Genomic DNA, 11,694 nt, shown 5'->3' with positions numbered 1-11,694 from the left:
GCGAATGAGCTGATCGGGTGATTGCGTTCGACGAACTAAGAGGGAGAAATCCCTCCCAAGCGTCGGCCGAGGAAAGTCCGGACTCCACAGAGCACGGTGGTTGTTAACAACAACCCGGAGCAATCCGCGGGAAAGTGCAACAGAAAGTAGACCGCCATTAGTTTTTGCTGGTGGTAAGGGTGAAAGGGTGCGGTAAGAGCGCACCGGCAGATCAGGTGACTGGTTTGGCCAGGTAAACCCCACTGGGAGCAAGGCATGAGGACGTACCTTTTAAGGTATGTCTGTGCAGGTGTTGAAGGCTGCTCGCCAAGCCTGCAGGTAGCTGCTAGAGGCAGTCAGCGATGACTGTGACGAGATGGATGATCACCGCCAGTTGTTGGTACAGAATCCGGCTTATAGATTGGCTCATTCGCCCCTTTTTTTAAAGAATCGACTGTCGGTGATTAGGTCGTGTATTCCCGGCTAAGTGAATTATCGCTTGTTTAAGGCTTCGAGATTTTCAAATGAGTATTTGTATGTGCTTGAACTTGAAAACGTCTTAGACGCGCTTCTGGGGAGGTGTGACCTTTCAGGGCAAGGGCTTAAATTTGAGAGCGACCAAACCAGGAGACCCAGAATCTTTAAAAACTTAAATGTTGGGTCTCTGTGTTTGGTATTCAGCTCGATACACCAAACCAGGAGACCCACAAACGTCGAAAACGTTATTTCTGGGTCTCCTAGTTTGGTGGCTGCCGTGGACTGTTCAAATCCACGCCCTTCGCTCGGCGGCAACAGGGGTGGATGACAATTGCCTTTACGGTTTAGGCCAAAGCAGTCCGGCAAGGGGAAAAATCTGTCCATATCCACCGCAATCCCGAAGCCGCCAGCAGATGTGTTTGTCCTGTGGAACAATTGGAGTGCATGAAGCTCTATGCGGCAGTCCTTGATTTTGATCCAGTAGCCCAAGAATTTGGGGTGGAACGAGGGTTTGATTCTCATATCGATACTCAAGCTGCACAAAGCGTGGACCGATATGCAGATCAACGGGAAGATTTACTAGACATGCCGTTTGTCACCATCGATCCAGTAGGTTCTCGTGATCTGGACCAAGCAGTGTTCATTGAGAAAACAGATGGTGGCTTCCGAGTTCACTATGCCATTGCTGATGTTGCAGCATTTGTTGAGCCAGGCAGCGAACTAGAAAAGATCTCCCTGCAGCGAGGTCAAACAATCTACCTGCCAGATGCTCCTGCGCGTTTGCATCCAGAGGAATTGTCGGAGGATTTAGCAAGTCTTTTGGAAGGGCAGACTCGTGCTGCGGTTGTGTGGTCGATTGACTTGGATGAGCGGGGTGAAGTCACAGATGCGCAGGTGCGGCGTGGAGTGGTGAAATCTCGGGCTCGTTTGGATTATGAACAGGCTCAACAAGATGCGGAGAATGGTCGGTTGCATCCGTCGATAAGCTTATTGCCCGAGGTGGGAAGGCTGAGGCAGGAAAGCGCGCTACGGCGCCAGGCCGTGAATCTTTCTCTTCCGAGCCAGCGGGTGGTGAAAGTGCCCAATGATGATGCCGGCGAACACTATGAGATTATTATTGAGCCACGCCCGCGGATTATGGATTACAACTCCGAGATTTCTCTGCTCACAGGAATGGTGGCAGGGGAGATGATGGTTAAAGCTGGACATGGTTTACTTCGTACTCTGGCCCCGGCGACTAAAGAATCTGAAGCAACATTTCGATCCGAAGCGCACGCTCTCGGGTTTGAGGTTCCAGCTGATATGCCAATCGGTGAGTTCCTGCAAAGCGTGGACCCGAATACGCCCAAAGGGATGGCGATTCAACGCGAAGCCCAAAAACTTTTACGTGGCTCAGGCTACGCCAGCGTACAAAATGGTGATCCTGAAGTTCACGCCGGCGTGGGTGGATACTACGCCCACGTCACCGCCCCATTGCGTAGGCTGATCGATCGGTTTGCCACTGAACATTGTTTGGCGATCGCAAACAGTACCGATGTTCCTGAATGGGTAACTCGAGTGGAAGAGCACGTGTTAGAAACCATGAAATATTCGTCCATTCTGGCCAGCCAAGTAGACAATGCGTGCTTGGACCTCACAGAAGCGACCGTACTGAAATACTGGGAGGGACAAAACTTCAACGCAGTGGTGATCTCTAGTGATGAGGAAAAGAATTCATCCCGGCTCTTTGTTCATCGACCACCAGTGTTAGCTAAATGTCTTGGTGCTCCTGAACAAGGCACAAACCAAGAAGTCACCCTGGTTACTGCAGATGTGAAAAAGCGTGAAGTGTTATTTACTTGGCCTGCTGATTAGGCAGGTACGGCAACATCTCCATGTCCCAGTGGCACCACAAACAAGCCATCATCGCTTAAATCAGCGGCAAAATTGTGCGCATGTTTAGCATCCACCAAAGCGATGACACCGCGTGCAGAACTTGATCGCGCAGCAAACGCGCCTCGTTCGATACACAATTTGGCCAATGCCTGATCAGCAGCGGGGATAAGCAGTGTTTCTGCGATATCCTCGTGAGATTCTTCAAGCAGTGCGGAAAACTCATTTAACCTTCGAGAACGCAGCGCATTGGCTGTAAGTTGCGCGCGCCGGGTCTCATTTTCCCACAAGTTGAGCCAACTTTGAGCTTGTTCCACTTGTGGTAAATCAGTTCTACCGGTGACGTCGATAACTGCCTGGAGCCATTCCACAACACGAGTTGACGCATCTGGAAGTAGCCGTAAAGATTCCACGCTGAAGGCTCGAGTTGCTTCATCAATAAAGGCGTGACGTGCATAAATATTACGGAAAATAGTCGAATCAGTAGTGGTGTCAGCTGCCACAATGAAGGCAGATAAACCTGCTGAACGACTTACTGGATGTGGCGCCTGCGTTACAGAGCCATCAGAGTAATCAACCACCGCAATTCGTCCGTGTTCGCCGCGTAAGGCCACGGTGTGCCGCGCACGCAACACCGAAGCTTCGCTGAACATGAATGCGGAGTGCGAACAAATTTCTGCAATCCGTGCTTTCACCGGTGCTTCTTCAATATTTTCTCGGTGCAAAGCCAACGCTAAGGCGACATCCATGGCAGAATTTTCTCCCAATCCCACTCCTGCAGGAATAGTGCTTAGGACAGTGATGTCTAAGCCCTTGGTGTCACGCGACAGCATTTGCTTGTGGATCATCGTCCACGCAATGCCGCCCAAGCGAGCAGCAATCCCGCCCTCAGGCTGGGGCGGGGTAGTCTGGCGGCCCAAATCATCATGGGATTTCATATGGGCTTGTGCGCGCGCTGCAACGTCAGCAGTGCTTATAAAATGCTTTTCGACGCCTCCCTTTTCATCAACAACGTGCACGTTGATCTCATCTTTTCGGTTTTTATTTACCGCTACTGCTGTTCGCCAATTGGTGTTCGCTGCCAGCACGACGCCACCGGCATAATCAGAATGCTCACCAATTAATGACCACGTTCCCGGCGCTGTTGCTGCTCCTGTGGGGTTGGTGTGAAAATGTTCGCGGTGGAAGGCAACGCATGCTTCGAGGAGGTCAGTGGAGGATGATCCAACTTGAGCGCCGTGTGGGCCGGTGAAAGTTGGCTGCCAAATGGCCATGAAAAGAAAAGCCTCCCCAAATAGAAGTCACAAATAAATAACAGAACCACTCTAGCCGGTGCGGAAACTCCTTGAGGCCTATAGTGGGGTGCCACACACTTAAAAAAACTATTTGGCTTGTGATTGGAGTTGAGTCGACATGGCTGTTGAAGACTACAAATGGTATTACGACCTGTCTACAGGTGAAGTGTCACAGGGAAAGACCCCTGGTTTTGAAAACCGTATGGGGCCTTATGACACTGAAGAAGAAGCACGCCATGCGATCAGCATTGCATCAGCGCGAACTCATGCTGCAGATCGTTGGGATGAGGAAGAGGATTAGAAAATTGGGGCTACCGGGGATTCCTGGTGTGGCCCCCATTTTCATTTGTTCTTTTTCGAACGTTTTTTAGTGTCTTTAATCATTTTCTCGTAGGCTTTCTCCACAGCTTTAAAGGCTTCCCGGTAACCACTGAGGTATTCCCGCGATAGTGCTTGTTCGTGCTGATATAACACTCCGTATCCGAATGTGTCACGTCCTTGACGGCGTGCTATTTGTGCCCGACGAAGTAGTTCGTCTCGGGATGTGATGGCATCTTGATAGTCTCCAAGGATTGTTTGAAGCCGGCTGCACGCTTTGTATAGCTTCTTGGTGTCCACATTGGTTGCCTTGCCCACGGCCTCTGCACTGTAGCGCAGCCTTTTTGCAGCTTTACGCATGTTGTGGAAGTTTTCTTCACGTGTTTCAAGCGCAACGCTTTGATCATCCCACTGTGAACGAGCTTTCTTTTCCGATCGAATGAGTTTGGTGTGCGCCTTATCAAGGTGATGGAGAAGAACAGAGGTGGCATCGATTTTCTTTGGCCGATTAAGGTTTTCTACACCTGCTTCCGGTGCGTGGGAACCGTGGGAGCCGGGGGAGTACTCCTTATCTAACTCTTCGGTGTCTGTGCCTGTTGGCTCTGTAATCTCACTTGCTTCGCTGGCATCTTCGAGTTGGGATTGATCTGCTTCAGTTATCAGGGGTGGATTAACAAGGAGATCTTCCAGTGCTTGTAGGAGATCGGTGTAGCGATCATTATCTAGAGCTCGAACGACTCGACTGTGCTCACGACGGTATTCCGCACTTAAATCCTCGAGCAATTCAGCTTTGGTGTCTTGATCAATAGAATCACCTATTTCAGTATCGATCAGCGCACTGAGACGTTCTTCTACCACTTCTGCATCCCGCGCGCGTCCGAGAATATTAGCTAGAACCTTTAGTTCTTTTTCTAGAAGTCGGTAGTTGTCACCTCCTAGAACTCCTTCGAAGGTCTGCAGGTGACTGCGGAGCTCACGGGTGGCTACACGCATTTGATGCACAGAGTCGTATTCATCTGCGCGAACGCGTGGGTCGTATTCAGTAATTTTTGCAGCATTGGTTGCGATTGCTTTTAGCACTCCGCGAGCTGGATCTGATTTGTCTAACTGTGCCATTTCTGGAGGGGCTGGCACATTATTGACGGAGTCATCTAATGCAGACACCAGCTTGGAGGGGCTATTGGAGACAAATGCGCCTGCCGAAGTTAGAACAGCTTGGGCAGAATGAAGCAGCTCTGACACGACTTCTTCTTCGAGATGTCCATCGCTGAGTTCGAATTCCCATTCTCTCCACTGCTTGCGTACACCACCGGGTAGGTGGGAAATGGTGGATACATGATCGTCGCAGAACTCAGCGATGATTGAATTATTAGCATCTGCTAGATAGAACATGTGGCGTTCATTATCCACCTGGGCAATTGGGGTGAGTGCTCTTCCTTGGATAAGTGCGCGGATATGCCCTAAAAGCTCTTGTGGGGGAGTAGTTTCGGTGGCACCTTGTCCATCAAGCGGTGCCTGGACTTCTCGTCGACCAATTTTTCCGGGAAATTTAATGTGCCAGCCTGCATCAACACCGCCGGTGCGTCGCCTGAGCGTGATTTTAGCTCGGGTGAGACGCAGATCAGCGGTGTCAAAATAGACGGCACTTAAGTGATGGATTTCGGTGCGATCAATATGATCAACCCCTGCGATAGCGTCAAGTTGTGGAATCTGAGTTGAGTCACTGACGGAAAACTTAGTTTCCACTTCTAGATGCTGTTGCATTTTCTATCCATCCTTTTAAAAACTAAACCAGCTGTGGGGTGGGTTTTCGGTGGTGGTTACAGGTTTTCTAGTGGCGAAAATCTGTAACCTATTTGCCCACCTCATGTTACGCGCGAATAGGCAAATTCACCTGGCCTAGAAGGGGTCGGCCAAACTGGCTTTCTCCCCGCCCAAATGAGAATTGTTGGCCGCAATGACTCCGTCAGTAAAACCACGACTATTGGTTGAACGGAAGGTCATATTCCTTATGTTGGGGAACGTATCTTTTAGCGCGACTTGTGCCCTGATCCCCCTATCTTCCAAAACAGGGACGATAGCGTTATGAGCTAAGGGTGCATGATCAGCCAAATCACTCAGGGCCTCTTCTTTAGCGATGATTAGTAGTTGGGTTATCTGATATGCGTAGGCAATCATGAAACTGCGCCGATACGAGCTTGTTTCACCATTCAATTGTGCTTGGCGTGCACCAGATGATGTTTTCATGAAATGGGCCCTTTGCCGGTTCAGGCTATTAAAGAGGTCAACCACATGAGCGACATCGTCTGGTTCGCCAAAAATCGTGCAGATCCCAGATTTGGTGACCAGCAAGCCCTCACAGGAATGCACTCGTGCTACGCAATTAAGTAACTTGAATTGATGTCTAATCCAGGGCGCTTCTAGATATACGCGAGTTGCCCGGATTGGAGTAGAAGAATCCTTAGCGTCCTGGTTGTAAGAATCTATGAGAAGAGACTCGATGCGATATTGCTGTCGAAGTGTCTCAGCTTTGAGGATGAGGGCTTCTGCTTCTTCCTCAAAATTGGTTGATTCTGCCTTCTTTAAAAGTGCGGTTATGCGGTGGTGTGCTTTGGACTGTTCGGGAGTTAACTGTGTGGAAGGATCATTAGCTACCGCGTGGAGTTCTGCGAGCATGTCCCAATCAGGCAAGGTGCCAAGTTGGGGGAGTGCAATAAGAATTTTCTCCAAAGTTCCCACAGGGAGGAAATTTGTTGCAGCAGGTCGCGTACCCTCCATCCATAGTGAGTACATATCTTCCGAGCAAGAATAGGCGATTTCAGGAAGTGCCAGGAATAGTAGTGGGTCAATATCTGCGGAAAACTCATGGCGGAGATCAACTGGGGTCCAGCCTCTTTGTGCACAAAAGCGGAGGTGACTGATGATATTTTCCTCCAACTGCCTGCGGTAGGAGTCTTGAGCTTCGGAAACATCGTGGGAGAAAGGGGAAATGGTCATTACGTGGTCCTTATTCGTGTAAGTGTTCTAATTGCTGTGCGGTTCTTAGTGAACCACTAGGTGTGGACATGACATACCCCCGGTGTGATAAAAAACGCAATGACCACGTGAAACATTTAAAAAATCTACCCCCGTACCCCTTTGAAAAGTGGCAAATGCACAGTCTTTGTCCCATCGCTGCGTAAATTAGTTTTCATGAACAGCGAACAGGAATTTGTACTCAGTGCCATAGAAGAACGTGACATTAGGTTTGTGCGTCTCTGGTTCACTGACATTCTTGGCCACTTGAAATCAGTGGTTGTGGCTCCTGCTGAATTGGAGTCAGCCCTGGAAGAAGGAATCGGTTTTGATGGGTCAGCGATTGAAGGGTATGCACGTATTTCAGAAGCAGACACGATTGCTCGACCGGATCCTTCTACATTTCAGGTGCTTCCTTTAGAAGCCGGAGTATCTAAACTTCAAGCAGCGCGCTTGTTCTGTGACGTCACCATGCCCGATGGGCAACCTTCCTTTTCGGACCCGCGGCAAGTGCTGCGAAGGCAAGTGCAATTGGCAGCCGATGAGGGTTTAACATGCATGATCTCACCTGAAATTGAGTTCTATCTTGTTCAAAGTTTGCGCACCGACGGGCTGCCCCCGGTGCCCACTGATAACGGTGGATATTTCGACCAAGCGACCTTCAATGAGGCGCCGAATTTCCGTCGAAACGCAATGGTTGCTTTGGAAGAGCTAGGCATCCCCGTGGAATTTTCTCACCATGAGACTGCCCCCGGCCAACAGGAAATAGATTTACGCCATGCAGATGCTTTGACCATGGCAGACAACATCATGACGTTTCGTTACATCATGAAACAGGTAGCCAGAGATCAGGGCGTGGGCGCATCATTTATGCCTAAGCCTTTCCAAGAGCATGCGGGTTCTGCCATGCACACGCACATGTCGTTGTTTGAAGGAGACACCAACGCCTTCCATGACCCGGATGATCAGTTCATGTTGTCTAAAACGGCAAAGCAATTTATTGCTGGAATCTTGTACCACGCACCAGAGTTCACGGCAGTAACTAATCAGTGGGTCAATTCCTATAAGCGCATTGTTTATGGAAACGAAGCGCCAACTGCCGCAACTTGGGGAGTGTCCAACAGGTCTGCGTTGGTGCGCGTGCCTACGTATCGGTTGAACAAGGAAGAATCGCGCCGGGTGGAAATCCGACTGCCTGATACCGCGTGTAATCCTTATCTCGCGTTTTCTGTCATGCTTGGCGCTGGTCTCAAAGGGATTAAAGAAGGCTATGAGCTGGACGATCCGGCTGAGGATGATATCTCTAACTTGAGTTTCAGAGAACGCCGGGCGATGGGCTACAACGACCTGCCAAGCAGTCTTGATCAAGCCCTGCGCCAAATGGAAAAGTCCGAGTTGGTGGCGGATATTCTGGGCGAGCATGTATTCGAGTTTTTCCTGCGCAATAAGTGGCGTGAATGGCGTGACTACCAAGAACAGATCACGCCTTGGGAACTTCGAAACAACCTTGATTATTAGTTCCCCGGGAATCCAGCAGAGGAGGTCAAGTCATGTCAGGACCGTTGCGAAGCGAACGAAAAGTTGTGGGCTTTGTCAGAGACCCATTGCCCAAAGTGGGGTCCCTGTCGCTGAAATCAGAGCACGCGCAAGCAGACCTTGAACTGCTAGGTTGGCGCAATGTTGAGTCTTTAGATCTCATGTGGGCTCTTTCTGGAGCGGGTGATCCAGATGTTGCGCTTAATCTCCTTGTTCGTCTGTATCAAGCTCTTGAAGCTATCAGTGACCAGGCGAAGCAAGAGCTTGACCAAGCTATTCGGGAGGACGAGCATCTTCGTATCCGACTCATTGCCCTGTTGGGAGGTTCTGCAGCAGTAGGCGATCATTTGGTAGCTAATCCGCAACAGTGGAAGTTGCTGACTCTGGATGCACCTACTCGCGAAGAAATGTTTCAGGAATTATTGGCTTCTGTGCAGGCAAAACCTGCAATATTGCAGGTTGAGGATTACACAGATGCTCACAACCTCGCCCAAGAGGATTTGGCAACCGCCGGCTTTTACGTGGCGGACATGACCGGACCTGAAGCTGAACGGGTGTTGAAGTGGACTTATCGGACTCTGCTTACCAGGATCGCAGCACATGATCTGGCTGGTACATTTCCCACAGATATGCGTAACAAAGGTGGCGATCCAGTTGCTTTTAGTACTGTCACCATGCAGCTTAGTAATTTGGCCGATGCTGCGTTAACTGCAGCTTTAGCTGTGGCAATTGCCAATGTTTATGGGGAAAAGCCGGTTGATTCCGCACTTTCCGTCATTGCGATGGGTAAATGTGGTGCGCAGGAACTGAACTATATTTCAGACGTTGATGTTGTTTTTGTGGCACAGCCTGCTAATTCTAAAGCAACGCGTACGGCTGCTGAATTGATCCGAATCGGTAGTAACTCTTTCTTTGAGGTTGATGCGGCACTTCGGCCCGAAGGCAAAAGTGGCGCACTGGTGCGTTCCCTTGAATCTCATATGGCCTACTACAAACGTTGGGCTGAAACGTGGGAATTTCAGGCGCTGCTTAAAGCCCGTCCCATGACTGGCGATATCGCCTTGGGGCAAGAGTATGTGGATGCACTGACTCCGTTGATCTGGTCGGCAAGCCAAAGGGAATCCTTTGTTACCGATGTTCAAGCTATGCGTAGGCGTGTTTTAGATAATGTTCCAGAAGATCTGCGGGATAGAGAGCTGAAACTGGGGCGTGGTGGACTTCGAGACGTCGAGTTTGCCGTCCAACTTCTGCAGATGGTTCATGGGCGTATTGATGAAACCTTGCGTGTCCGTTCCACGGTCGATGCCCTACATGCGTTGGTTGATCAGGGTTACGTTGGCCGTGAGGACGGGCATAATCTGATTGAGTCGTATGAGTTCTTGCGCCTTTTGGAACACCGACTGCAATTGGAGCGAATCAAACGTACACACCTATTGCCTAAATCTGATGATCGCATGAACATGCGGTGGCTTGCTCGTGCTTCTGGGTTTACTGGTTCCCGGGAGCAAAGCTCAGCTCGCGCGATGGAACGGCATTTACGCAAGGTTCGTTTGCAAATTCAATCACTGCATAGTCAGCTGTTTTACCGCCCGCTGCTGAACTCTGTTGTTAATTTAAGCGCCGATGCCATCAGGTTGTCTCCAGATGCAGCGAAATTGCAGTTGGCTGCGTTGGGATACATGCACCCGGCGCGAGCTTATGAGCATCTGACGGCACTTGCCTCTGGGGCTAGCCGTAAAGCAAAGATCCAGGCTATGTTGCTTCCGACGTTGATGGAGTGGTTGTCTCAAACGGCGGATCCAGATGCAGGGTTGTTGAATTATCGCAAGCTTTCTGATGCTGCATATGATCGCAGTTGGTTTTTGCGCATGCTGCGTGACGAAGGCGTGGTGGGGCAGCGTTTGATGAGGATTTTGGGTAATTCTCCCTATATTTCAGAGTTGATTATTTCCACTCCGGATTTTGTGAAACAGCTTGGTGATGCTGCGTCTGGGCCAAAGTTGTTGGCTACTGCTCCGACTCAGGTAAGTAAGGCGATCAAGGCAACGGTGTCTAGGCATGAGTCACCTGATCGGGCGATTCAGGCGGCACGGTCGCTGCGTCGTCAAGAACTTGCCCGTATCGCTTCGGCAGATCTGCTGGATATGTTGAGCGTTCAGGAGGTATGCCAAGGATTATCTCTCGTGTGGGATGCTGTCTTAGATGCTGCTTTGGATGCAGAGATTCGCGCGGCGTTGAACGATCCTCAAAAACCTGATCAGCCACAGGCGAATATTTCGGTGATTGGCATGGGTCGATTAGGTGGTGCAGAGCTGGGGTATGGATCTGATGCTGATGTCATGTTTGTGTGCGAACCAGTGGCAGGAGTAGATGAACACGATGCCATAACGTGGTCGATTGCTGTGTGTGATTCCATGCGGTCAAGGCTTGCCAAGCCATCTGGGGATCCACCTTTGGAGGTTGATCTGGGATTGCGTCCTGAAGGGCGTTCAGGAGCGATCGTTCGTACCGTGGAATCCTACGTTAATTATTATGAGAAGTGGGGCGAGACCTGGGAAATTCAAGCTTTGTTGCGTGCTGCTTGGGTGGCGGGTGACCGAGAACTTGGTAGGAAGTTTTTGGAATCGATCGATCGTTTCCGTTATCCCACAGATGGGGCATCTCCGGCTCAGTTGAGGGAAGTGCGTCGCATGAAGGCTCGTGTGGATAATGAACGTCTTCCTCGCGGTGCTGATCGAAATACTCATACCAAGTTGGGTAGGGGAGCGCTGTCGGATATTGAATGGACGGTGCAATTGCTCACTATGATGCATGCACATGAGATTCCAGAGCTGCATAACACTTCTACGTTGGAGGTGCTTGAGGTCTTGGAGCAGCATCAGATTATTAATCCAGTGCAGGTGAACACCTTGAGGGAAGCATGGCTTACCGCCACGGCTGCTAGAAATGCTCTTGTCCTGGTCAGGGGTAAAAGGATGGATCAATTGCCTACGCCAGGTCCAGCGCTTGCGCAGGTAGCCGGTGCTTCGGGTTGGGATCCAAGTGAGTATCAGGAGTATTTGGAAAACTATTTGAAAGTGACCCGAAAGAGCCGGCAGGTTGTTGATGAGGTGTTTTGGGGTGTGGATTCCATGGAACAGCGTGAAATTTAGGCAACCATGGTGGGTAGTGAAAGCGACAAAGTTGTGAAGAAAGGTTCCAA

At 50.2% G+C, this 11,694-nt stretch carries 7 protein-coding genes and 1 other RNA gene; 5 read left to right on the top strand and 3 right to left on the bottom strand.

The window, feature by feature from the left end:
• Positions 1 to 5 precede the first annotated feature (5 nt).
• Both rnpB and N24_RS11580 read left to right on the top strand, forming a co-directional pair.
• Positions 6 to 412: RNase P RNA component class A (gene rnpB, locus N24_RS11585), an RNA gene on the top strand.
• Positions 413 to 900: 488 nt separating this feature from the next.
• Positions 901 to 2,310 carry a ribonuclease R family protein gene (locus tag N24_RS11580; RefSeq protein WP_167382098.1) on the top strand — a complete coding sequence of 470 codons (1,410 nt, stop codon included), beginning with the start codon at positions 901 to 903 and terminating at the stop codon, positions 2,308 to 2,310.
• Here the strand turns inward: N24_RS11580 and N24_RS11575 are convergent.
• The gene (locus tag N24_RS11575) at positions 2,307 to 3,602 is read right to left on the bottom strand and encodes a galactokinase family protein (RefSeq protein WP_096457193.1); all 1,296 of its coding nucleotides are present in this window, start codon (positions 3,600 to 3,602) and stop codon (positions 2,307 to 2,309) included. The genes N24_RS11580 and N24_RS11575 overlap by 4 nt on opposite strands.
• A gap of 139 nt (positions 3,603 to 3,741) precedes the next feature.
• Here N24_RS11575 and N24_RS11570 point away from each other — a divergent pair, with 139 nt between their 5' ends.
• Positions 3,742 to 3,924 (top strand): hypothetical protein, encoded by a 183-nt coding sequence (locus N24_RS11570; RefSeq protein ID WP_096457190.1) that lies wholly within the window; start codon positions 3,742 to 3,744, stop codon positions 3,922 to 3,924.
• A 41-nt stretch (positions 3,925 to 3,965) separates the two neighbouring features.
• On the opposite strand, the gene N24_RS11565 is transcribed toward N24_RS11570, so the two are convergent.
• Positions 3,966 to 5,705, bottom strand: coding sequence for a CYTH and CHAD domain-containing protein (locus N24_RS11565; RefSeq protein ID WP_096457187.1), 1,740 nt, complete (start codon positions 5,703 to 5,705; stop codon positions 3,966 to 3,968).
• A gap of 135 nt (positions 5,706 to 5,840) precedes the next feature.
• Positions 5,841 to 6,938 (bottom strand): DUF2786 domain-containing protein, encoded by a 1,098-nt coding sequence (locus tag N24_RS11560; RefSeq protein WP_096457184.1) that lies wholly within the window; start codon positions 6,936 to 6,938, stop codon positions 5,841 to 5,843.
• Positions 6,939 to 7,133: 195 nt separating this feature from the next.
• Between N24_RS11560 and N24_RS11555 the strand changes: the two genes are divergently transcribed.
• Together N24_RS11555 and N24_RS11550 are read left to right on the top strand one after the other, a co-directional pair.
• On the top strand, positions 7,134 to 8,474 hold the full coding sequence (locus N24_RS11555) for a glutamine synthetase family protein (RefSeq protein ID WP_096457181.1): 1,341 nt from the start codon (positions 7,134 to 7,136) through the stop codon (positions 8,472 to 8,474).
• A gap of 32 nt (positions 8,475 to 8,506) precedes the next feature.
• A complete protein-coding gene (locus N24_RS11550) occupies positions 8,507 to 11,644 on the top strand; it encodes a bifunctional [glutamine synthetase] adenylyltransferase/[glutamine synthetase]-adenylyl-L-tyrosine phosphorylase (RefSeq protein ID WP_096457178.1) in 3,138 nt (1,045 codons plus the stop codon).
• Positions 11,645 to 11,694: the final 50 nt, after the last annotated feature.

Source organism: Corynebacterium suranareeae (genome assembly GCF_002355155.1).
GTDB lineage: Bacteria > Actinomycetota > Actinomycetes > Mycobacteriales > Mycobacteriaceae > Corynebacterium > Corynebacterium suranareeae.
This window is presented reverse-complemented; position numbering and strand designations above follow the sequence as displayed.

Excerpts from the sequence above, each read along its gene's own strand:
- N24_RS11580 (WP_167382098.1), top strand. The coding sequence starts at position 901 with ATGAAGCTCTATGCGGCAGTCCTTGATTTTGATCCAGTAGCCCAAGAA.
- N24_RS11565 (WP_096457187.1), bottom strand. The coding sequence starts at position 5,705 with ATGCAACAGCATCTAGAAGTGGAAACTAAGTTTTCCGTCAGTGACTCA.
- N24_RS11570 (WP_096457190.1), top strand. The coding sequence starts at position 3,742 with ATGGCTGTTGAAGACTACAAATGGTATTACGACCTGTCTACAGGTGAA.
- N24_RS11560 (WP_096457184.1), bottom strand. The coding sequence starts at position 6,938 with ATGACCATTTCCCCTTTCTCCCACGATGTTTCCGAAGCTCAAGACTCC.
- N24_RS11575 (WP_096457193.1), bottom strand. The coding sequence starts at position 3,602 with ATGGCCATTTGGCAGCCAACTTTCACCGGCCCACACGGCGCTCAAGTT.
- N24_RS11550 (WP_096457178.1), top strand. The coding sequence starts at position 8,507 with ATGTCAGGACCGTTGCGAAGCGAACGAAAAGTTGTGGGCTTTGTCAGA.
- N24_RS11555 (WP_096457181.1), top strand. The coding sequence starts at position 7,134 with ATGAACAGCGAACAGGAATTTGTACTCAGTGCCATAGAAGAACGTGAC.